The organism is Butyrivibrio sp. AE2015, from assembly GCF_000420825.1.
Taxonomy (GTDB): domain Bacteria; phylum Bacillota; class Clostridia; order Lachnospirales; family Lachnospiraceae; genus Butyrivibrio.
The window spans coordinates 1-23,458 of sequence record NZ_ATVR01000014.1 but is presented as its reverse complement, the minus strand read 5'-3'; the positions used below and the strand labels follow the sequence as shown (position 1 = coordinate 23,458).

The following is a 23,458-nucleotide window of genomic DNA, read 5'->3' as shown; positions in this document are numbered from 1 at the left end:
AGGCGTCAAAAGTCGAAGAAACGACGCAATTCGTATATCATATTATCGGTTTTAATTTCAAAACTTAGGAGGAAAGAGATATGAGTAAAGCTACGGAACAGTTTGAATATTGGCTGAACAATGATTATTTTGACCAGGAGACAAAGGATGAGCTCCTTGCCATCAGAAATAATGCTGATGAGGTCGAAGATCGTTTCTATAGAGAACTTGAATTTGGTACTGGCGGACTTCGTGGAGTTATCGGAGCCGGCACAAACAGAATGAACAAATACACTGTAAGAAAGGCTACACAGGGTCTTGCTAATTATATTAAAAAGCACGGCGGAGCTGATGCAGCCAAGAAGGGCGTTGCTATTTCCTATGACTGCAGAAAGTTTTCACCTGAGTTTGCAGAGGAGACAGCTCTTTGTCTTGCAGCAAACGGAATCAAGGCTTATGTAAGTGATATCCTTCGTCCTACACCTGAGCTTTCTTTTGCACTTAGAGAGTTTGGATGTATCGCAGGTGTAATGGTTACAGCTTCTCACAATCCACCTGAGTACAACGGATACAAGGTATACTGGGAGGACGGCGCACAGATCACACCTCCTCACGATACAGGAATCATCAGTGAAGTTATGGCTATCACTGATTACAATGAAGTTAAGACAATGGCAAAGGAAGAGGCTGTTAAGGCAGGTCTTTATGAGTCATTTGGCGAAGAACTTGATGACAAGTACATGGTTGAGCTTAAGAAGCAGATCATTCATCAGGATGTTATCGATGAGATGGCTGATAAGTTCACTATTGTTTACACACCATTCCACGGAACAGGTAATCTTCCTGTAAGAAGAGTCCTTAAGGAACTTGGATTTAAGAATGTGTTCGTAGTACCTGAGCAGGAGCTTCCGGATCCTGACTTCACAACACTTGATTATCCTAACCCTGAAGATCCTAAGGCATTTAAGCTTGCCCTTGAGCTTGCAAAAGAGAAGGATGCAGACATTGTTCTTGCAACTGACCCTGATGCAGACCGTCTCGGAATCTATGCAAAAGATACAAAGACAGGCGAATATGTTGGATTTACAGGTAACATGTCAGGTATGCTCATCGGTGACTACATCTTAAGAGAGCGCACAAAGACAAACACAATGCCGGCTAACCCTGCATTTGTTACTACAATCGTTACTACAAACATGGCTAAGGCTGTTGCTAAAAAGTACGGCTGCCACTACATCGAGGTTCTTACAGGATTTAAGTACATTGGCGAGCAGATCAAACTCTTCGAGCAGAATGGTCAGTCTCACAACTATGTATTTGGTCTTGAGGAGTCCTATGGATGTCTTGCAGGAACACACGCAAGAGATAAGGACGCTGTTGTTGCAGTTATGTGCCTCTGCGAGCTTGCTGCTTTCTACAAAAAGCAGGGCAAGAGCGTATGGGATGCTATGATCGATATGTACGAGGAGTATGGTTATTACAAGGAAGGCCAGTACTCAATCACAATGAAGGGCAAGGAAGGCGCAGAGCAGATCGCAGCACTTATGGATAAGCTCCGCAGCAATCCACCTAAGGAGTTTGGTCAGTGGAAGGTTGAAGAGTTCAGAGACTACAAGACAGGCAAGACTCTGGATATGGCTACAGGCAAGGAAGGCGAGACAGGACTTCCTACATCAAATGTTCTTTACTTTGCACTTGATAATGATGCATGGTGCTGTGCAAGACCTTCAGGTACAGAGCCTAAGATCAAGTTCTACATGGGTGTTAAGGGAAAAGACCTTGCTGATGCAGACAAACTTCAGGAAGAGCTTACAAACGCTGTTAAGGCTGTGATTGGCTGAGCCGAGAGAAACTTCCTCATGAATAAATAGGAGAATGAATTCACATGGGCATAAAGAATGCGGCTAAAAAGACAATAGCATATGCAAAACGCAATGGTGCTAGGGCTGCATTCTTTGCTGCCGTTGAAAGATTGTCTGACAACAGGAAAGAAAAGTATACATATAATGAATTGTCAGAGGCTGTACTTAATGAGCAGAAGCAGGAGTACAAGGCTCTGGCTGAAACAGGAGGCGCTTTGCGGTTTAGCATTGTAGTGCCTCTTTTTAATACTCCGGAGAAATACCTTCGCCAGATGATAGATTCCGTAGTTGCTCAGACCTATGGCAATTGGGAGCTGGTTCTTGCAGATGCCTCACCCCTTGAATCTGACCTGGTAAAAGAGTATATGAAGGAAGACCCAAGGATAAAATATTTTTACCTTGGTTCCAATGAAGGAATTTCAGAAAACACAAACAGAGGTTTAGAGAAGGCAAAGGGGGATTATATTGGTCTTTTGGATCATGACGATCTCCTTACACCGGATGCATTATATGAAGTTTCAAGGGTTATCAGAAAGAGCATGTCAAGGAATCACCTGACACAGTTTCAGACATGCCCTATAAGGCTGATTTATTCAGATGAAGACAAGTTTGATGACCATAAGAATCTTTACTATGAGCATCATCAGAAGCCTTCATTTAATTTGGATTATCTTTTGTCCAATAACTATATCTGCCATTTCACAGTAATGAGGGCTGATATAATAAAGAGACTTAAATTCAGGAAAAAGTACGATGGAGCTCAGGATTTTGACCTGGTTTTAAGGGCCTGTCTTGAGGCAACGCTGACAATGCCCATGGCTACTGATCAGATTGCACACATTGATAAGGTTCTTTATCATTGGAGATGTCATAAGGGCTCCACAGCATCCAACCCTGCCAGCAAAATGTATGCCTATGAAGCAGGACAGATCGCTATAGGCGATGCTCTTAAGACTTTTGGAGTGGAGGCGGAGATTGCCCAGCTCCCTCATCTTGGTTTTTACCGTGCGGTTTATACGAAAGATATCTTTTCCCAGAGAAAAGACATTGGCTGTGTTGGTGGCAAGCTCATAAATAAAAAAGGCAGAGTCGCAGGCGGCATTTACAAAAAAGATGGAACCGCTGTCTTTAAGGGAATGCCTTTTGGATATAGCGGCGGCCTTCAGCATAAAGCTGTTGTGCAGCAGGACTGCTATGCAGTGGATATCAGGTGCATGGCACTTAGACCTGAGTTTGTAGAAGTCTTTAAGGATATTGCAGGCTTTGACTATGTGGATACCTTTAATGATTTGCAAGAAACAGTGACGGATAAAGCCCCTGGTAACCTTCAGGCTGAGAGCAAGAGGGAGTACTTTGATAAGATAAATAGTCTGACCGAGGAAGAAATCCTTAGGATCAATCTAAAAATCGGGGAAGAGATGAAAAGACGTGGCCTAAGGGTTATGTGGGATCCTCAGGTTGTCAGAAAAATATAGGGAAAGAGCTTATGGAAAAAGTTTCGGTTATAATTCCCAATTACAACGGAAAAAAGTTTTTGGCTGATTGCCTTGAAAGTTTGAAAAAGCAGACTTTCAGGGATTTTAGAGTGCTTATAGTTGACAACGGTTCAACAGATGGAAGTCAGGATTTTATTAAGAATAACTATCCAAGGGTGACTTTGGTGGCACTTCCTGAAAATACTGGCTTTGCCAATGCGGTTAATATCGGCATAAAATCCTGCGAGTCAGAGTATGTCTTTTTACTAAATGATGACACTGTCTGCTCGGAAGATGTCCTGGAAAGATTAGTAGCAACCATGGACAGGAAAAAGAAGATCTTCAGCGCTCAGGCCAAGCTGCTTCAGTTTAAAGAGCCCCACCTTATCGATGATGCAGGGGACCTTTACTGTGCCCTGGGATGGGCTTTTTCTCCGGGAAGAGACAAGGATAACAAATATTTTTCAAGCATAGAACCTGTGACCAGCGCCTGCGCGGGAGCTGCAATTTACAGGAGAGAGTTGTTTGACGAAGTTGGACTTTTTGACCCTGCACATTTTTGCTATCTTGAGGACGTGGACCTTGGCTACAGGGCCAGATTAAAGGGATATATCAATGTCTGTGAGCCCAGAGCCATAGTTTATCACGCAGGAAGTGGCACAAGTGGTTCAAGATATAACAGATTTAAGGTTGAACTTACAGCGGGTAATAATTTATACTTTATCTATAAAAATATGCCTATCCTTCAGATAGTGATAAATCTGCCGCTCATTCTGGCAGGTATATTGATAAAGCATATTTTTTATACAAAGAGGGGGCTTGGAGGAGCACATCTTAAGGGACTCGCCCTTGGCTTATCCAAGATTAGAGTTAATGCCGACAAAAGAGTGGCATTTGGGAAAAAAGAAATCTTTAACAGTTTAAGGATGCAGCTGGAGCTGTGGATTAACTGTGCCAGGAAGTTTGGGGCTGTATTTTTATGATAAAAGACAATCAGGTTCATTTAAACAGGGCGCATGTAGTTGCGGACGGGCTCATTGTAGCCGGTTCTTACATTGCGTCTTATTTTATAAAGTTTGAGCTCTTTAGTAAAAGACTGCCGGGCGGCCATCTGCCTATGGAGATCTACTTCAGGGCACTGTATTTTCTTGTGCCGGCATACCTTATTCTTTATTATATGGTTCAGCTGTATACGCCGCGCCGTGCCCTACGAATGTGGGACGAGTTCATGGACGTGGTCAAGGCCAATGTTGCCGGGATCCTTGGCTTTTGGGTAATCCTTTTCCTTTTAAAGCACAACGACTTTTCCAGATCCATGATGATCATATTTGCGGTGCTGAATGTGACCTTTGCCACAGCTTTCAGGATTGTTCTCAGGAAGTTCCTAAGGTATATCAGAAAAAAGGGCTACAATCTTAAGCACGTGCTTCTTGTTGGCTATTCAAGGGCTGCAGAAGGCTATATAAGCCGAATCCTTGACAATCCTCAGTGGGGATATGAGATAGCAGGAGTTCTTGATGACTTTGTTCCCCTTGGGACCAATTACCACGGCGTTAAGGTTGTGGGCAAGATCGAGCAGCTTGGTCTTTACCTTGAAAATAACAACTACGATGAGATAACTATCACCCTTCCTCTGGATGACTATGACAGACTGGAGGAACTGGTTGCCCAGTGTGAGAAATCCGGAGTTCACACCAAGTTCATTCCGGATTATTCATCTCTTTTCCCAAGTAATCCATATACTGAGGATGTTCAGGGAATGCCGGTTATCAATATCAGGTACGTGCCCCTTTCCAATTCATTTAATAAGGCGATGAAGAGACTTGTGGATATCATAGGATCTTTGTTTGCTATCATTATCTTTTCACCGGTCATGCTGGCTGCGGCCATAGCAGTCAAGGCTACCAGCAAGGGACCTATCATCTATAAGCAGGAGAGAATAGGCCTTAACGGCGCTCCTTTTAAGATGTACAAGTTCAGGACCATGAAGGTTCAGACTGAGGCGGAGGAGAAAAAGGGCTGGACCACCAAGGGAGACCCGAGAGTTACAAGAGTTGGGGCAATCCTTAGAAAGACAAGTATTGATGAGATGCCACAGTTCTTTAACATCTTTATCGGGCAGATGTCTCTGGTTGGGCCTCGTCCCGAGAGACCGCAGTTTGTTGAGAAGTTCAAAGAGCAGATTCCAAGATACATGGTAAAACACCAGGTTAGACCGGGACTCACAGGCTGGGCACAGATCAACGGATACCGCGGTGATACATCCATCAGAAAAAGAATTGATTACGATATCTACTATATCGAGAATTGGACCATGGCTTTTGATTTTAAGATAATGCTTGGAACCATCCGATATGGCTTTGTAAATAAAAACGCATACTAAATAGTGAGAAACAAGCGCAGGATAGAATAATTTATCCTGCGCTTGTATATTTTATTTATTTGTGGCATAGTATAATGTGGTTTTTATTTATGTAAATTATTATTTTGTTGGGATAAAGGAGATAGAAAATGTCAAGGCGTGATGACGAGTATTATGACAGAGACGAGAGACGTTCTTCTCACAAAAATAACGGAGAAGTGAGAAAGTCTACTCGAGATGATAGATACCGTGATGATAGATATCGTGATGATCGCGATGACTATGATGATTATGATGACAGACCGGTAAGAAGGAGTTCGGCTAGCTCCAGAAACCACTCTTCATCAAGAAATGGTTCAAAAAGCCATTCAAGTGCTTCAAGAAGCCATTCTTCAAAAAGAGGTGGATCAAGAGGCGGTTCAGGTAAAAAGAAAAATAACACTAAAGCAATTGTTATTCTTATAGCAGAGGTTTTGGTGGCATGCGTACTTGTTCTTGTTGCATATCATGTATTCTTTAAAGTTGATGTTACCAAGGTTGGTAAAGTCAACATGAACGAGGAAGTTATTTCAAACAGTATCAGTGAATCTGCAGCTGAAAATGAGCAGATGAAGGGCTATACCAATATCGCACTTTTTGGTGTTGATACCCGTGATGAAGCTAAAAACCAGGGCGCTATCAAGAAAAACACCAGAACAGATACTATCATTATTGCTTCTATAAATAATGAAAATGGTGAGGTTAAGCTTTGCTCAGTTTACCGTGATACATACCTCAACCTTAGTAACGATGAGTACACTAAGTGTAACGCAGCTTACGCTGAGGGTGGTCCTGAGCAGGCTATCTCAATGCTTAACATGAACCTTGATATGGATATTGAGGACTTCATCACTATCGGATTCAAGGGACTTACAGATGTAGTTAACGCTCTTGGTGGTGTTGAGATTGATGTTACAGAGGCTGAGATATCTCACCTTAACAACTATCAGGCAACAATGGCTACAGAGCTTGGACTTGAGTATGTACCTGTAACAAGCACAGGACTTCAGACTCTTAACGGTCTTCAGGCAACAGCTTACTGTCGTATCAGATACACAGCAGGTGATGACTTCAAGCGTGCTGAGAGACAGAGAACAGTACTTATGGCTTGTCTTGAAAAGGCAAAGGGCAAGAGCTATTCAGATCTTGAGACAATTGCCAACAAGGCATTTGATGAGACATATACATCACTTGATCTGTCAGAGATCCTTGAGCTCCTTAAGAATGTAGCTAATTACAACGTAGTTGATAATGGTGGATTCCCTGAAGAGAGCATGAGAGCAACAGGTACTATCGGTAAGAAGGGAAGCTGCGTAGTTGCAGTAGATCTTGCTAGCAACGTTAAGTGGCTTCATCAGTTCCTGTTCAATGATTCAGATTACACAATTTCTTCAGATGTACAGAAATTCAGTGACAAGATCAAATCTGATACAGATCCATATTTGAATTGATGATTTAATGCTGAGGGCATTTTAGACTGTAGAGATGGTATGTGCGTATTGTGCTCGAACAAAGCGCACATACCTCTTTTCATGTGATAGGGTATTCCTACCGGGTGAAAAGGCTACGCTAAATATGTGCTCAGCATAAGTTGTATATAAAAGGAAAAACAGATGAATACAGTAGACGTAATTATTCCTACCTACAAACCGGATTATTCTTTGCTAACACTGATCGATGATCTGGAAAAGCAGTCCCTTAGACCAAGCCACATCATCATCATGAACACAGAGGAGAAATACTGGAACAGGCTTCTTGAGGAGACAAAAGAAAATCCTTTGGAGAAGTATGACAACATAATAGTAAAGCATGTGACAAAGGCTGAATTTGACCACGGCGAAACCAGAAATCAGGGAGTAGCCTTATCTGATTCGGATTTCTTTTTAATGATGACTCAGGATGCGTTTCCAAGAGATAAGATGCTTATAAGTAACCTGGCAAAGGCCCTTGACAGGGATGTTGCAGCAGCATATGCAAGACAATATCCAAAGTCTGACTGCAATCTGGCGGAGAGATATTCCAGAAAGTTCAATTATCCCAACGAGCCTATGAGAAAGACACAGGAAGATGTGGATAAGCTTGGAATAAAAACTTATTTTTGTTCAAATGTATGTGCCATGTACAGGCGTGACGTATATAATGTAATTGGTGGATTTACTCACAGAACTATTTTTAACGAGGATATGGTATTTGCGGGGAATGCCTGCCAGCGCGGCTATGCTATCATGTATGTTCCTGAGGCAGGAGTTATCCACTCACACAATTACACCTGTATGCAGCAGTTTCACAGAAATTTTGACCTTGGGGTTTCACAGACTGATCATCCGGAGATCTTTGGCAAGATCAAGTCTGAGACTGAGGGTAAAAAGATGGTGAGACAGACCATTGATCATTTCAGACATATAGGAAAAGCCCATCTTATCCCGGGATATATTGTTATGTGCGGATTCAGATGGATGGGATATAAGCTTGGAAGAAATTATAAAAAGCTTCCTATGGGCATTGTGAAGGCTTGCAGTTTGAACAAAGAGTATTGGAAAACAAGGAGCTGATATGGAATTAGATCTCGCTGAGAGCAACATAAAGATTTCCGATGATATTAACACCTGGGAGGAAGTTAACCTCCTTTACAATGCAGCACTTAAGCAGATAACAACCAAGATCGAGATCCTTAACGAGGAGTTTCAGGAGGTTCACAGATATAACCCCATCGAGCACGTTAAGGCAAGAGTCAAGGTGCCTGAGAGCATTGTAAAAAAGCTTAAGAGAAACGGATATGAGTCCACGATAGGAAACATGGTCCGCTATGTTAATGATATAGCAGGAATCCGTATCATATGCTCTTTTACCTCAGATATATACAGAATTGCTGAGATGATCAGCAACCAGAAAGATATTCAGGTCCTTACAGTCAAGGACTACATTATGAATCCCAAAAACAGCGGCTACAGGAGCTATCACATGATAGTGTCTCTCCCTGTTTATCTTTCAGACAGGATTGTTAATGTTAAGGTTGAAATACAGATAAGAACAGTAGCCATGGATTTCTGGGCTTCTCTTGAGCACAAGATCCAGTACAAGTTCGAGGGTAAGGCTCCTAGTCATATCAATTCTGAGCTTACACAATGTGCACAAATGGTGGCTGACCTTGATGCACGCATGCTTTCACTTAATGAAGAAATTCAGGCAGTGGGAGAAAAACAAGAGGATTAAGGCGTGGGTAATGGTATATTTGCCATTACCATAATCGCCCCATTAATGAGGAGTGGCCAGACACGGTTTCCCGCACCTGGCCTATTATGAAAAAATCTATCTTTCTAAATTAGGTTGCCGTATTTCCATCGGCTATGGTATTAATATACAATTCAATTATTAACAAATTATGAACAAACGGTAAACAAATAGTAAAAGTGAACAACAAAACTATTTTTTGAAATATTGTCTTGTCTAATTTGCACAACAAATGATAATCTATATTGTATGCAGAACAGAGGGATAGTAGATCACGTTGGGAGGGAATATTTTGGATAACATTATGGATAAGCTCACTAGAGAAATGAGCGCACAGGACATGATCAAAGCTAACACACAGGCTGAAGTTGAGTCAGCTATCAGTGAATCTGTTGAAGCTGTTTCAAAGAAAATGGAGGAGAACTTCAACAAGAAGTTTGATGAAAATAGCACAAAAACCCATGACGTTGGTGTTCAGACCTACCGCAATATTCAGGCAATATTGAACAAACAGGAAGAGAAGCACCAGGAAGAATATAAAGAGATCCAAAAGAAATTCGAAGAAGTTCATTTTGCCATTGAGACCAAGAATACAGCCCTTCTTCCACTTCTTATAGTTACACTCCTGGTGGCCGGAGCAGATCTTGTTATCAATATTCTTAGAATTTTTGGCATTATTTAATACGCTTTGGAAAGATTTACAACATGAATTTTAGAAACACAATTTTTAGAAACAGGATTAAAATATGGTTTTTGCACTCCACTTTGGTGGTAATTGCTTTCTGGATTTTATTTATGCCTACATTTGTAAAGTTCCAGAAGGGCGGCAACAACCTTTTTACTATAACTTTAAACGGACAGTTCGTTGGAACGGTTGCTTCCAGGAATGATGCTTATGAAGCATATCGAACAGCGAGAAAAGAGATATCCAGCAGCGACGATGAGCTCACTCTTGCCGGAGCAGATATGACAATTGACGGAAGTGACAAAATCTTTGGGGCTGTCAATTCTATAGCAGAAGTTACAAACGCCATGGTAGATGTCCTTTCAGGCAGCAGAAAGAGCACCCTAAACAGGGCTTACTCCATTAAGATAAATGAGTTTTCAGTGAATCTGGCTTCTATCGATGATGTAATGGCGCTTCTTGAGACAGCTCTTTCTACCTATGACACAGAGGACAAGTACGATGTCACACTGGCCCTTGATCCTACAAGAGAAGTGAACGTTCTGACTCCTGTTGTTCTTAGCAAGGAAGAGGTAAAAAAAGAAGAGCAAGATGCCCAGACAAGTATGCCGGGGTCTGGCTTTTCTCAGATGCTCACAGATGCAGTAAAAGAAGCAACACCTCTTTCTTATGACAAGGACTTTTCAGATTATGAGCTGGGACTTATGTCCATAGATTTTGCTGATAAGGTTGAGATTGTTGAAAGTTACCTTCCTGATGATGAGATCACATCTCTCTCAGATGCTATCGATGAAGTAACAAAGGACAAAGAAACTAATCAGATCTATGAAGTACAGGAAGGTGATGTCCTTGGCTCTATAGCTTTAAAATATGATCTTACTGTAGCGGATATCGTTGCCATGAACGGATTTTTGGAGAGTGAGAACACCACGATCCGAACCGGTGATGAACTTATAGTAACAGTTCCTGAACCTGAGCTTTCTGTTGTTTACACAGTTCAGGAATACTACGAAGAGGACTACGAGGCAGAGGTCGAGTATGTCTACAATGATTCCTGGTATACGACACAGAGTAAGGTCCTTCAAGAGCCTTCTGCAGGACACAGAAAGGTTGTAGCCCTTGTGACATATAATGATGCCAGCGAGGTATCAAGCGAGATCCAGAAGGAAGAAGTAACATATCAGGCTGTTCCTAAGATTGTTGAAAAAGGTACGATCGTTCCTCCTACATACATTAAGCCTATATCCGGTGGTCGTTTGACATCAGGCTTTGGAAAGAGAAATGCACCTACCAAGGGAGCAAGCTCTTACCATAAGGGCGTTGACTGGGCGACTCCTGTCGGAACTGCTGTTGTTGCATCTTCTTCAGGTGTAGTTACAAGAGCCGGTTGGGGAAGCGGATATGGATATTGTGTATATATCAGACACCCTGACGGAAGAGAGACAAGATATGGTCACCTCTCAAAAGTTCTTGTTTCTGTGGGCCAGTCTGTAACTCAGGGACAAAAGATTGCTCTTTCAGGTAACACGGGTGTTTCCACAGGACCGCATCTGCATTTCGAGATTTTGGTTGGCGGTACTCAGGTCAATCCTTTGAACTATTTGAACTAAGCCATTTTTGACACATATATCATATTGTGCTATTAATATAATTTGGCAAATGAGTTATTTTTTTAAAATTAGGTTATATGGGATGGGATTCCTATGGAAAAATATGTAATAAAAGGTGGAGTTCCTCTTGTAGGTGAAGTTGAAATAGGTGGCGCTAAAAACGCTGCGTTGGCTATTTTGGCTGCAGCTACAATGACGGACGAAACTGTCTATATAGACAATATGCCTGACGAGTCAGATACCAATGCGATGCTTCAGGCCATAAGCTCTACCGGAGCTTTTGTAGAGAGAACCGGCAGACATTCAGTAAAAATTAATGCTTCACAGATCCACACATTTACTATAGAGGACTACATTAAAAAGATACGTGCTTCTTACTATCTGCTTGGTGCTTTCCTTGGAAAGTATAAAAAGGCAGGAGTTGTACTTCCAAGCGGCTGTAACATCGGTCTTAGACCTATTGACCAGCATATCAAGGGTTTTACAGCTCTTGGTGCACAGGTGAGCATTGAACATGGTATCATTGATGCTCACGCAGATAAGTTGATCGGCAGTCACATTTACCTGGATGTTGTAAGCGTTGGCGCTACTATCAATATCATGATGGCAGCAGCAATGGCTGAGGGCAAGACTATTATCGAGAATGCAGCAAAAGAGCCACACGTAGTAGACTTTGCAAACTTCCTTAACAGCATGGGTGCCAATATCAAGGGCGCTGGAACTGATGTTATCAGGATCAAGGGCGTTGAGAAGCTTCATGGTACTGAGTACACTATCATTCCTGATCAGATAGAGGCCGGAACCTTCATGATGGCAGCGGCAGCTACAAAGGGTGATATCACAATAAAAAATGTTATTCCTAAACACTTGGAATCAATCAGTGCAAAACTCATAGAGATGGGATGCCAGATCCATGAGTCAGATGATGCAGTCAGAGTAGTAGCTACAAAGCGTCTTACCAACACTCATGTTAAGACACTTCCTTATCCTGGATTTCCAACAGACATGCAGCCACAGATTACGGTTGCCCTTGGACTTGCCAGCGGTATCAGTATCGTAACAGAGAGTATTTTTGAGAACAGATTTAAGTATGTGGATGAGCTCACCAGAATGGGAGCCTGCATTAAGGTTGAGGGAAGTACAGCTATTATCGAAGGTGTGGATAAGTACACCGGGGCTACAGTTTCTGCACCGGACCTTAGAGCAGGAGCAGCTCTTGTTATCGCAGCTCTCACAGCCGAAGGATTCTCATCCGTAGAGGATATCATGTATATCGAAAGAGGCTACGAGGACTTCGATAAAAAGCTTCGCGAGCTCGGCGCACATATTGAAAAAGTTGATTCAGACTACGATATGCAGAAATTTAAATTGAAAAATGCTTGATATAAAAAAGGAAAGCTGTGATAGCTTTCCTTTTTTTATAGAATTCTCTCAATGGTGACTCCCTGGCGCTTACTAAGGTCGATATAATCATCGCCTATTTTTACAGTTGGCTTTGACAGACTGTCCTGATTTACAAAGATGATCTCGCCTATTTCTCCGGTGCTTAGTTTTACAGTGCTTGAAATATACGTATCCACAATATGTTTTAAGAAAGTCATGATCATTTCAGAATCATATTTTGTGAAGCCGCTTTCTTCAAAAAGCTCAATTGCAGTGAATGGGCAAAGGGGTTCGCGGTAGTATCTGGCGCTGGTCATGGCATCGTATACATCTGCGATGGAAACGAGCTTGGCATAGCGGTCGATCTGTGGAGCCTTTAGCCCCTGTGGATAACCTGTGCCATCGCATCTTTCATGGTGCATAAGCGCAGCATTTTTTATGTGATTGCCGATTGGCTTGTCTTTTAGCACGTCATAGCCAATCTGGGGGTGCTTTTTTATCTCCTCGTATTCTTTATCAGTGAGCTTTCCTGGCTTTTTAATGATCTTTTCAGGGATCATTATTTTGCCGATGTCATGAAAAAGACCTGACTGGGTTGCAGTTTCTATCTCTGTGTCATCCATTTTCAGCCATTTTGCAAGGATGTTGGAGATGAGAGCAACATTGATGCAGTGGGTGTAAGTTGCATCGTCATACTCTCTTAAGTTGTGGAGCATATCAAAGACTGTGTTGGTATTTGGATTGTTCTTAATGAGTTTGTAGATCGGGGTCATAAGCTCCCCAACCTTAAATTCTTTGTTTTTGAGAATAACGTCATTTATAGTATTTGCAAAAGTGTCTGCGCACTCTTCGAAATTCTTTTTGAATTCCTGAAATTCAGGTGTAGCCTTTATCCTTTCTGAACGGGTAGGGAAAGCATCTGAATTGTCATTTGATTCGACAGGAGGTTCTTCGATGATCTTATCTTCGATACATACTTTGTCTATAGAATAAAAAGCAAGCTTTGCAAGATCTTTCCTGGTTATGACATCGCCTTTATTCAGAAGAACAACATTTTGTGAATTTACATGGACATCTTTTGCCAGCACCATTCCGGGCTTAAGGCTCTTTCTGTCTACTGTTTTCATAGCTACCTCATGGACTCTGGGTGCGTTTGTTCATATAACTTTTAGTGGTAATTTGTACAGTCAAATTATAATTTTGCAAAATTAAATTGTCAAACACTCTTGACATATGTCTATAACCATTATAGTATTTGATTTAGAAAAAATATAGTTCTTCGGGGTAGGGTGTAATTCCCAACCGGCGGTATAGTCCGCGACCTGCTTATCTATTGATAGGTGGCTGATTTGGTGAGATTCCAAAACCGACAGTAAAGTCTGGATGAGAGAAGAATGCACGATTTTTAGTTTGCGTACCCCAAGTATATTTACTTGGGATTTTTTATTTTTCGAAAGTTCTTTTACCAAACTTAAGGGTCGTGTGTAGGACTCTTCCCCCGAACAAAAGGAGGAAAAAATGAAACAGGAACAAAGTTTACTTCAGATCATTGCGGGGAATTCAGGCAGATTCATAGGCCTTGTACTTCTTATAGTACTGGCTTTTGCACTTGCATATCTGGCTGAAAAGATTGCAGCAAAGAAGGATCTGAAAGAAGGAAGAAAGACGGAGGGAATCTTAACACCCAGAAAGATGGCAATCATCGGTGTTTTCTCAGCAATATCTTTTGTGCTGATGCTTATAGAGTTTCCGCTTCCAATCGCACCAAGCTTTTACAAGTTCGACTTCAGCGACATTCCGGCTCTTATAGTTGGATTTGCAGCTGGTCCATTTGCAGGAGTTATGGTGGAGTTCATCAAGGTTACACTTAACGTTCTCATTCAGGGAACAACTTCTGCTTTCGTAGGAGAAATAGCTAACTTCGTGATCGGAGCTTCTTTTGTAATGGTGGCTTCAATCGTTTACAGATTTAAGAGAACAAGGAAAACAGCCCTTATCGGATGCATTCTCGCAACACTTTGCATCGCATTTATCGGTGCATCACTGAACGCATTCTTTATGATTCCTGCTTACGCCCTTATGTTTGGCGGTGTGGAGAACATTTTAAAAGCAGGAACAGAGATCTATCCATTTGTTGATAATCTCTTTACATTCTGCCTGTTCTGCGTAGCACCATTTAACCTTATCAAGGGAATTGTACACAGTGCAGTGACATTCCTTATCTACAAGCAGATTAGTCCTATTTTAAAGGCAGAGCCAATGCTCGTTGCTAAAAAGAAAACAGCTGAAGCTGATGCGTGATGGTGGCTGCAGTTTAATATGAGGGTTTTAAGAGTCGCATGTAAAAGTGCGACTCTTTTTGCGCCTTGCCTTATATGCTATACTATAATTTAGAATGTGATATTTGTGAGGTTTTATATGGATATAGTTACCAGACTTGAAACAAATAGTGCAAAAGAAACCTTCGAAATAGGAAAAAGAATCGGTGAGAATGCGACACCGGGAATGGTCTATACTCTGATCGGTGACCTGGGCGTTGGCAAGACTGTGCTCACTCAGGGAGTCGCAGCAGGACTTGGGATAAAAGGACCTGTCAGCAGTCCTACTTTTACAATCCTTCAGGTTTATGATGAGGGAAGGATTCCTTTTTACCATTTTGATGTTTACAGGATTGGCGATGTGAGCGAGATGGATGAGATCGGCTATGAGGACTATTTTTATGGCGATGGAATCTGTTTTGTTGAGTGGGCCAATCTTATTGAGGAGATTCTTCCTGAGCACTACACAGAGATTGTCATAGAAAAGAATCTTGAAAAAGGCTTTGATTATCGCCTTATTACAATGACAAAGAAATGATCCGGAGATATAAATGAAGATATTAGCAATTGATACATCTGGACTTGTGGGGGCTGTAGCTGTTTCAGACGGCGATATGCTTCTTTCACAGTTCCTTATTCAGTACAAAACTACACACTCAGAGATACTTATGCCTATGCTTGATGACATCTGCAGAAAGGTTCATCTTGACCTTTCAACTATCGATGCCATAGCTGTGGCCAAGGGGCCCGGTTCTTTTACCGGACTCAGGATAGGAAGCGCAACAGCCAAGGGACTTGCTCTTGCACTTGACAAGCCTATAATAGCCATCCCAACTGTTGATGGCATTGCCTATAATCTCTATGGTGTTGAGAAGATCATCTGTCCTATGATGGACGCCAAAAGAAATCAGGTATATACGGGTCTTTACACCTTCGTGCCAAACAGGCAGGAGGGGAAGGTTCGCGAGCAGACCTTTGATATGCAGGTGATCCACGAGCAGTTTGCAACCTCTGTGGAAAACATTGCCGAAGAGATTAATAAAATCGGGAAACCTGTAGTTCTTTTGGGAGATGGAGTTCCTGTGTACAGGGATAAGCTTGAAGGGCTTTTGACTGTTCCTTATTCCATCGCGCCATTTCACCAGAGCAGGCAGAATGCAGCAGCTCTTTGTGCTCTTGCAAATGTCTATGCTGCAGAAAACAGATTTACCACGGCAGATGAGTTTGCACCTGACTATTTAAGGCTGTCCCAGGCTGAGCGCGAAGCCAAGGAAAATGGTGGCGCAGCACCTAAAAAGGACAATACTCCTAAGGCTCCCGGAATTATCAGAGTACGAGAAATGACTCCTGAAGATGTGGATGATGCCTATAAGCTTGAAGAGATGAACCTTGGCAGAGAAGCCTGGACTAAAAAGCAGCTTCTTGATGCCATGACCCGTGACGATACGATCTATCTTGTTGCTGAAAAGGCCGGAAGGATCGTGGGCCTTTGCGGAGTTCAGAATATATCAGGAGAGGGCGAGATAACCAATGTGTCAGTATCGCCTGACACCAGAAGAGAGGGCGTCGCCTATAAGATGATGAGGCAGCTCCTTGAAAGAGGCCGCGGACTTGGTATAGGTGACTACACTCTTGAAGTAAGAGCAGGCAATGCCCCTGCCATAGGTCTTTACGAGCGTCTTGGATTTGTATCTGAGGGCAAAAGACCCGGATTTTACGAGGATCCCAAAGAGGATGCCGTTATTTATTGGAAAAGGAAATAATCTATGATAGATGTTTGTTTACTTGGAACCGGCGGAATGATGCCCCTTCCAAACCGTTATCTCACTTCACTTCTTGTGAGATATAACGGAAAATGTATTTTGATCGATGCCGGCGAGGCCACACAGATAGCCATGAAAAAGAAAGGTGTCAGCGCCAAACCAATCGATGTGATCTGTTTTACCCATTACCATGCAGACCATATCAGCGGCCTGCCGGGACTTCTTTTGACCATGGGAAATGCAGAGCGCACGGAGCCTCTTCTAATGGTAGGACCAAAGGGACTTGAAAAGGTGGTTAATTCACTTCGAGTGATCGCTCCGGAACTGCCTTTTAAGATAAACTTTATGGAGCTTAATGAGAATGAAAAAGAGTTTTCTTTGGAGGAATTTCCTGAGTTTACGATAAAAGCCTTCAAGGTTAATCATAATATTACATGCTATGGATATACGATGGAACTTAAACGACAGGGGAAGTTTAATGTGGAAGCGGCCACGGCAGCAGGTATAGACAGGCAGTACTGGAACAAGCTTCAAAAGGGCAATACCATTGAACTTGAGGATGGCAGAGTATTTACTCCCGATATGGTGCTTGGAGAGACCAGAAAGGGACTCAAACTTACTTATACAACGGATTCACGTCCTACGGACAGTATCGTGGAGAATGCGAAAGATTCAGATCTTTTCATATGCGAGGGAATGTATGGAGAGCCTGATAAGATCGCAAAGGCCAAAGAGTACAAGCATATGACCTTCTATGAAGCCGCTAAAATGGCCTCAAGAGCGGGAGTAAAAGAGATGTGGCTTACTCACTACAGCCCGTCACTTGTGAATCCGGCAGAGTATTTACCAGAAACAAAAAAGATTTTCCAAAATGTAGTGGCAGCAAAAGACGGCAGAAGTGTCACACTTAAGTTTGAAGAATAAAAGAGCTTAAGAAAGCGAGGGGGCTATGGAAAACACAAAATCAGCAGTGATCAAGTCGGTATTACTGGTAGTTTTTGGCGCACTTGTTGTACTGGGACTTTTTCTTCTTTTTACCAGGAATCAACGTTCGTCCAATGAAGAGAACTATACATTGACGGTGGTTGATCAGATCACAACAACCAATCTTGAAAAAGATTATCCTGCCAATCCCAGGAAGGTTGTGGAAATGTACGCCAATATAATGAAGGTGCTCTACAAGGAGACCTATACTGACGATCAGCAGAAGAAGATGCTGGATGTTTTGGCGGGGTTAATGGATGATGAGCTTTTGGCAAATCAGTCCAATTTCTATCAGTCCATGAAAAATGAGGTAAAGACAAGGCGGGATGAGGATTACTCAATCCCCACTTACCAGGTGCAGAGCAGAGAACCTGAGGTTGTAACAGTTGAAGGCAGGAAAATGTGCAATGTTGACTGCTATCTTAATCTTAGAAAGGGCACTGCAAGCCAGGGTCTTTACTACATGTTTATTTTAAGACAGGATGATTCCGGCAAATGGAAGATCCTTGGGTGGACACAAAAAGCGAATTAAGTTTCAGGAGGATATATTTTTGGTTGAGTATCATGCGGACGACTATGGCCTTTTTCCGGAGCAGAGTCGTCATATTATAGATTGCTACCACAACGGAGCTCTAAACGGCATAAGCATCATGCCAAACAGCCCCTATCTCAAGGAATGCATGGATGCCATAGAGGACATCAGAAAAGATCTCTTTGTGACAGTGCATCTTAATTTTGTTGAGGGAAAACCGCTTACAGGTGACAAGGCATCAAGACTTATTGGCCCTGATGGGAATTTCAATATTGGTTTTATCAAGCTCCTTGTAATGAGCTATGTTCCTGTACTGCGACTTTTGTATTTTAAACAGGTGAAAAAAGAGGTTGAGGCCCAGATTGAAGCTTGCAGACCCTACATGAATGATGACGGTTTCAGGATTGACGGCCATGTTCATTACCACATGATCCCCGTCATTTTTGATGCTGTTATGGATGTGATAAAAGACAAGAATCTTCAGGTTTCATATATAAGATTTCCCAAGGAAGAAATATCAATTTATAAAAAAGCTGCCTCAAAGCTTACCGGTATCTCTTTTGTAAATGTACTTAAGGTGCTTATCCTGAATTTCCTTTCAGCGAGAAATCAGAGAAAATACAGAAATGAACTGGATAGCCTGAAGGTAGAAGATAAGCTCTTTATGGGAGTTATGATGTCGGGGCACATGTTTTATGACAATGTAAAGGCCTGCCTTCCTTTTGCAGGAGAGATTCTTGCTGACAGGGGAAAGAGCAGTATGGAAATTCTTTTCCACCCGGGAGACGTATCAAATTCAACAGATATAGCTCTTCTTACCAGCAAGGACGATTACAATTTCCTAACAAGCCAGAACAGGTTCAAAGAAGCGGAAGCTCTGAAGAAATTTGGTGGAAATCTTAAAAGATAAAGGTACAAAAAGATATGGAAATAAATAAAAATGTCGAGGATGACGGCGTCATCTTTATGTCAATAAAAGAAGGAAAAAACAGTGAGGCTGCTGCGAAGGAAGATGGCGATGTGACTATACTTGCCATTGAGAGCAGCTGTGATGAAACTGCAGCAGCAGTAGTGAGAAACGGCAGAGAGGTTCTCTCTAACATCATTTCTTCCCAGATTGCGCTTCACACTATTTATGGAGGCGTTGTTCCTGAGATTGCGTCCAGAAAGCATGTTGAAAAGATGAACGGCTGCATAAGAGCTGCTCTTTCAGAGGCAAATCTGACTTTAGAGGATATTGACGCTATTGCAGTTACCTACGGCCCGGGGCTTGTAGGAGCTCTTTTGGTGGGTGTTTCTGAGGCTAAGGCAATTTCTTTTGCCACAGGAAAGCCACTTATCGGTGTCCATCACATAGAGGGACATATCAGCGCCAACTTTATTGAGAATAAAGACCTTGAGCCTCCTTTTGTGTGTCTTGTGGTTTCAGGTGGCCATTCACACCTTGTTGTTGTGAAGGATTATGGAGAGTATGAGATCATCGGTCAGACCAGGGACGACGCAGCAGGAGAAGCTTTCGATAAAGTGGCAAGGGCTATTGGACTTGGCTATCCCGGCGGCCCCAAGATTGACAAGGCGGCAAAAGAGGGAAATCCTGATGCCTTTACATTCCCACAGGCTCAGATCCCTGACGCGGAATATGATTTTTCTTTTAGCGGATTAAAATCATCTGTACTAAATTACATAAATCAGGCAAAGATGCAGGGCCAGGAGCTTGACCAGGCTGATGTTGCTGCTTCATTCCAAAAGGCTGTGGTTGAAGTTTTGGTTTCTCACGCCATTAAGGCCTGCAAGGAATATGGCTATGACAAGCTTGCAATTGCCGGAGGCGTTGCGTCCAATTCAGGGCTTCGTGAGCTCATGGAAAAAGAATGTGCCAGGGAAAATATAAAGTTCTACAGGCCTTCACCGGTTCTTTGCACTGATAATGCAGCAATGATCGGGGCAGCAGCCTACTATGAATACAAAAAAGGTGTGCGCTTCGGACTTGATATGAATGCAGTTCCAAATCTTCCGCTTGGAGATCGCGAGCGAAGATTCCACGGAAGGCAGTAATGTAGCGTATTGCCACGTTTTTTATGAAATATGTAAAAGCAGTATTGTTAAAAGATGATGCAGTAAATTCATCCATGAGGAGATGACAATGAAGACAGTAGCGGTGGTTCTGGCAGCGGGCAGTGGCAGCAGGATGAAAAGTGATGTTAAAAAGCAGTACATGGAGCTTGGCGGAAAGCCGCTCATATACTACTCTTTAAAGGCTTTTGAAGAGAGTCTTATAGACGATATAGTTTTGGTGGTTTCTCGCGGTGATATTGATTACGTGAGAAATGAGATAGTGAATAAGTACGGTTTTGATAAGGTTAAAGCCATTGTTGAAGGTGGTCTGTACCGCTATCACAGCGTGCGACTTGGTCTTCAGGCAGCGGATCCGGATTGCGATTATGCTTTTATCCACGATGGAGCACGACCTTTTGTGGATAATGACATTATTTTGCGCGCTCTTCATGGAGTTAAGGAGTATGGTGCCTGCGTAGTGGGCATGCCCGTAAAAGATACCATAAAGATCGCCGACGATAACGGCTTTGCCCAGACTACTCCGGACAGAGCAAAGACATGGATGATCCAGACTCCACAGGTCTTTTCCTATAAGATGATCGTTGACCTCTACCAAAGACTTGACAGGGAGGAGGGAGAACTCATGGCAAAGGGCGTTAACATCACTGACGACGCCATGGTAGTTGAGTATTTTTCAGATAAAAAAGTTAAGCTCATTGAGGGCTCTTATAACAATATAAAGATCACTACACCTGAGGATATTCCAGCCGCAGAGGCGATTTTAAAGAACAGGTGAGAGTTATAGTTTTAGTTGGGTGAGGGTTAATGGAAAAAAGTAATAGAAAGCCAAGAGTTTGTATGATAGTGCAGCAGCCGGATGTAATGGGCGGAATAGCTGCAGTTACCAATGGCTATTATGGAAGCGAGATAGAGAATCGCTACGAACTGTGCTATGTCCAGTCATATTGTGATGGCAGCAAATTTAAGAAAGCAGTCAAAGCTTTAAAAGCGTTTGCGCAGTTCCACAAAGAGCTTAGGGCCTTTAAGCCGGAACTGGTTCATATTCATTCATCTTTTGGGCCGAGTTTTTACAGGATGCAGCCTTTTTTATATATGGCAAAGCGCAGGAATATTCCTGTTGTGGATCACTGTCACGGTGCGGATTTCAACACCTTTTATGTAAATGCTTCAGACAAAAAGAAAAAACGTATACGGAAAGTGTATAACGATTTTGATAAAGTCATAGTTCTGTCAGATGAGTGGAAGGCAACAATGAGCGCTATTGTCCCTGAGGACAAATTGGCAGTCATTGAAAACTACTGTAAACCACAGGATGAGGATTTCGTAAAAGACCTGTTTTCAAAGCGTTTTGAGAAGAAACAGGTTCTTTTTCTTGGTGAGATAGGAAAAAGAAAAGGTGGATATGATTTTGCAGGTATAATAGACGAAACCATAAAAGAAAACGGCGATGTTTCTTTTGCCTTGTGCGGAAACGGCGCAGAATCTGATGTAAATGAGATAAAAGAAGCTGTATACAAAGTCGCACCTAAAGAGAAAGTTCATTTCCCAGGGTGGGTAAGAGACGGAGATAAGGATAACTATCTGAAAGAATCAGCTGTGTTTATGCTGCCTTCTTATGATGAGGGACTTCCAATGTCTATTCTTGATGCGATGGCTTACGGGCTTCCTATAGTATCGACCAATGTGGGAGGAATTCCTCAGCTTGTGACAGAGGGGAAGAGCGGATATATCTGTGACCCCGGTGATGTGAAGGGAATAGCCGGAGGCATAAAAAAACTTTTATCTGATAAAGAAAAATATATAGATACATCTATGGAAAGCTATAAAGTTGCCCAGGAGAGATATAGTTTTTCTGCGCATCTTAAAAAGCTGTTCGATGTATATGATTCTGTGATTAAGTAAAGAGGGAAAATATGCGATCACCTGTATTGTATTTAAAGAATTTTGTTGTGGTTGGAATAAAGAAGATCAGGTATATGTCCAGATTCTCTGCGGGGATGATACAGACATTTGACAAGCTTCATGTAGAAATACATGGTAGTGGCAGGGTAAAACTTGGCAGCTTTAATCAGAACAGGGGAAATCTCTATCTGGTGGCTGATGGCGGAGAACTGATAATTGGTGACCATTGCTTCTTTAACACCGGCACATGTATTACAGCTACGGAACAGATTATTATTGGTGATAATTGCAAAATAGGAAATAATGTTGTGATAGTAGACCATGATCATAACTTCAAAAATGATGGTGAGAAGGAATTTATAAGCTCAAAAATCGAAATTGGACAGGGAACATGGATAGGAGCAAATGTGACAATACTGCGCGGAACAAAAATCGGTCCAAACGCAGTAATTGGCGCAGGTTCAGTAGTTAAAGGCGTCATTCCCGAAGGCGGCAAAGTTATACAGAAAAGAGTATAAAAATGCACGCGTAGAAATTTTTTAAAAAAAGTTTCAAATTACGCTTGACATAAGGGTCGCCCTTTGTTAATATAATTCTTGCGCTGCGGCGAGAACGAAAGAACTTCCGCAGAAACAATAAATATTCGGAGCGATATCGAAGCGGTCATAACGAGGCGGTCTTGAAAACCGTTTGGCGGCAACGCCACAAGGGTTCGAATCCCTTTCGCTCCGCTTAATTATGAACACGCTGCTTTACAATAATCAAATAATTATTGTTAATCAACTATTTTGCAGAAGTACTCAAGTGGTTGAAGAGACACCCCTGGAAAGGGTGCAGGTCGTTAATAGCGGCGCGAGGGTTCAAATCCCTCCTTCTGCGTTGCCTTATGCAACTAGTAAGGCTCATAATTACAGCACCTTGACAAATAAACAGTAATGCAACCCTGAAAAATTCCAAGAGAATTTATTCAGAACAAAGATTTAGTAAATAACGGACAGAACAAAAGCCAAGCTTAAGTTCTAGCCTGATCAAACTTTTAAACGTGAGAGTTCGATCCTGGCTCAGGATGAACGCTGGCGGCGTGCCTAACACATGCAAGTCGAACGGAGAATATACGCTTCAGAAGCTTCGGCAGATGATTGTATATTCTTAGTGGCGGACGGGTGAGTAACGCGTGGGCAACCTGCCTCATACTGGGGGATAACAGCTGGAAACGACTGTTAATACCGCATAAGCGCACAGTGTCGCATGACACAG

General features: G+C 42.3%; 21 protein-coding genes, 2 tRNA genes, 1 rRNA gene and 1 riboswitch. Of the genes, 23 read left to right on the top strand and 1 reads right to left on the bottom strand.

Annotation, left to right across the window (positions count from 1 at the left end; all coding sequences use genetic code 11):
* The first annotated feature begins 80 nt into the window (after positions 1–80).
* The 10 genes from G585_RS0108610 to G585_RS0108565 all read left to right on the top strand — a co-directional run bounded on the left by G585_RS0108610 (position 81) and on the right by G585_RS0108565 (position 12,626).
* On the top strand, positions 81–1,820 hold the full coding sequence (locus G585_RS0108610; protein WP_022774371.1) for a phospho-sugar mutase: 1,740 nt from the start codon (positions 81–83) through the stop codon (positions 1,818–1,820).
* A gap of 44 nt (positions 1,821–1,864) precedes the next feature.
* Positions 1,865–3,316, top strand: a complete 1,452-nt coding sequence (locus G585_RS18915) for a glycosyltransferase family 2 protein (protein ID WP_022774370.1) — start codon at positions 1,865–1,867, stop codon at positions 3,314–3,316.
* 11 nt (positions 3,317–3,327) lie between these two features.
* On the top strand, positions 3,328–4,299 hold the full coding sequence (locus G585_RS0108600; protein ID WP_022774369.1) for a glycosyltransferase family 2 protein: 972 nt from the start codon (positions 3,328–3,330) through the stop codon (positions 4,297–4,299).
* Positions 4,296–5,699: an undecaprenyl-phosphate glucose phosphotransferase gene (locus tag G585_RS0108595; protein WP_022774367.1), complete on the top strand. Its 1,404-nt coding sequence runs from the start codon at positions 4,296–4,298 to the stop codon at positions 5,697–5,699. Before G585_RS0108600 ends, G585_RS0108595 begins: the two co-directional genes overlap by 4 nt.
* A 128-nt stretch (positions 5,700–5,827) precedes the next feature.
* Positions 5,828–7,168 (top strand): LCP family protein, encoded by a 1,341-nt coding sequence (locus tag G585_RS0108590; RefSeq protein ID WP_022774366.1) that lies wholly within the window; start codon positions 5,828–5,830, stop codon positions 7,166–7,168.
* A gap of 162 nt (positions 7,169–7,330) precedes the next feature.
* Positions 7,331–8,269: a glycosyltransferase family 2 protein gene (locus G585_RS0108585; protein ID WP_022774365.1), complete on the top strand. Its 939-nt coding sequence runs from the start codon at positions 7,331–7,333 to the stop codon at positions 8,267–8,269.
* 1 nt (position 8,270) lies between these two features.
* Positions 8,271–8,930: a GTP pyrophosphokinase gene (locus tag G585_RS17630; RefSeq protein ID WP_022774363.1), complete on the top strand. Its 660-nt coding sequence runs from the start codon at positions 8,271–8,273 to the stop codon at positions 8,928–8,930.
* A 310-nt stretch (positions 8,931–9,240) separates the two neighbouring features.
* Positions 9,241–9,630, top strand: a complete 390-nt coding sequence (locus G585_RS0108575) for a hypothetical protein (RefSeq protein WP_022774362.1) — start codon at positions 9,241–9,243, stop codon at positions 9,628–9,630.
* A gap of 113 nt (positions 9,631–9,743) precedes the next feature.
* Entirely contained in the window at positions 9,744–11,243 is a 1,500-nt protein-coding gene (locus tag G585_RS0108570) for a M23 family metallopeptidase (protein ID WP_242829990.1), read from the top strand.
* Positions 11,244–11,336: 93 nt separating this feature from the next.
* Complete coding sequence (locus G585_RS0108565; protein WP_022774359.1) at positions 11,337–12,626, top strand: UDP-N-acetylglucosamine 1-carboxyvinyltransferase; 1,290 nt, start codon at positions 11,337–11,339, stop codon at positions 12,624–12,626.
* A gap of 35 nt (positions 12,627–12,661) precedes the next feature.
* Here the strand turns inward: G585_RS0108565 and G585_RS0108560 are convergent, their stop codons facing one another.
* Entirely contained in the window at positions 12,662–13,753 is a 1,092-nt protein-coding gene (locus tag G585_RS0108560; protein WP_022774358.1) for an HD-GYP domain-containing protein, read from the bottom strand.
* Positions 13,754–13,897: 144 nt separating this feature from the next.
* A riboswitch (FMN riboswitch) is annotated at positions 13,898–14,025 on the top strand.
* Between the two features lie 119 nt (positions 14,026–14,144).
* Between G585_RS0108560 and G585_RS0108555 the strand changes: the two genes are divergently transcribed.
* The 13 genes from G585_RS0108555 to G585_RS0108495 all read left to right on the top strand — a co-directional run.
* Positions 14,145–14,927: an ECF transporter S component gene (locus G585_RS0108555; protein ID WP_022774357.1), complete on the top strand. Its 783-nt coding sequence runs from the start codon at positions 14,145–14,147 to the stop codon at positions 14,925–14,927.
* Between the two features lie 117 nt (positions 14,928–15,044).
* Positions 15,045–15,482 (top strand): tRNA (adenosine(37)-N6)-threonylcarbamoyltransferase complex ATPase subunit type 1 TsaE, encoded by a 438-nt coding sequence (tsaE, locus tag G585_RS0108550; RefSeq protein ID WP_022774355.1) that lies wholly within the window; start codon positions 15,045–15,047, stop codon positions 15,480–15,482.
* 13 nt (positions 15,483–15,495) lie between these two features.
* Positions 15,496–16,707: a bifunctional tRNA (adenosine(37)-N6)-threonylcarbamoyltransferase complex dimerization subunit type 1 TsaB/ribosomal protein alanine acetyltransferase RimI gene (locus G585_RS0108545; protein ID WP_022774354.1), complete on the top strand. Its 1,212-nt coding sequence runs from the start codon at positions 15,496–15,498 to the stop codon at positions 16,705–16,707.
* Positions 16,708–16,710: 3 nt separating this feature from the next.
* On the top strand, positions 16,711–17,631 hold the full coding sequence (locus G585_RS0108540; protein WP_022774353.1) for a ribonuclease Z: 921 nt from the start codon (positions 16,711–16,713) through the stop codon (positions 17,629–17,631).
* A 25-nt stretch (positions 17,632–17,656) separates the two neighbouring features.
* The gene (locus G585_RS0108535; RefSeq protein ID WP_022774351.1) at positions 17,657–18,223 is read left to right on the top strand and encodes a DUF6715 family protein; all 567 of its coding nucleotides are present in this window, start codon (positions 17,657–17,659) and stop codon (positions 18,221–18,223) included.
* A 19-nt stretch (positions 18,224–18,242) separates the two neighbouring features.
* Positions 18,243–19,133, top strand: coding sequence for a ChbG/HpnK family deacetylase (locus G585_RS0108530; protein ID WP_022774350.1), 891 nt, complete (start codon positions 18,243–18,245; stop codon positions 19,131–19,133).
* 56 nt (positions 19,134–19,189) lie between these two features.
* On the top strand, positions 19,190–20,278 hold the full coding sequence (gene tsaD / locus G585_RS0108525) for a tRNA (adenosine(37)-N6)-threonylcarbamoyltransferase complex transferase subunit TsaD (protein ID WP_051142980.1): 1,089 nt from the start codon (positions 19,190–19,192) through the stop codon (positions 20,276–20,278).
* An 88-nt stretch (positions 20,279–20,366) separates the two neighbouring features.
* Complete coding sequence (gene ispD, locus G585_RS0108520) at positions 20,367–21,074, top strand: 2-C-methyl-D-erythritol 4-phosphate cytidylyltransferase (RefSeq protein ID WP_022774347.1); 708 nt, start codon at positions 20,367–20,369, stop codon at positions 21,072–21,074.
* A gap of 29 nt (positions 21,075–21,103) precedes the next feature.
* Entirely contained in the window at positions 21,104–22,201 is a 1,098-nt protein-coding gene (locus tag G585_RS0108515; protein ID WP_022774346.1) for a glycosyltransferase family 4 protein, read from the top strand.
* An 11-nt stretch (positions 22,202–22,212) separates the two neighbouring features.
* The gene (locus G585_RS17625) at positions 22,213–22,719 is read left to right on the top strand and encodes an acyltransferase (RefSeq protein WP_051142976.1); all 507 of its coding nucleotides are present in this window, start codon (positions 22,213–22,215) and stop codon (positions 22,717–22,719) included.
* A gap of 127 nt (positions 22,720–22,846) precedes the next feature.
* Positions 22,847–22,932 (top strand) — tRNA-Ser (locus G585_RS0108505).
* A 59-nt stretch (positions 22,933–22,991) separates the two neighbouring features.
* Positions 22,992–23,080: transfer RNA gene (locus G585_RS0108500), tRNA-Ser, on the top strand.
* 159 nt (positions 23,081–23,239) lie between these two features.
* Positions 23,240–23,458, top strand: a 16S ribosomal RNA gene (locus G585_RS0108495); the annotation flags it as partial.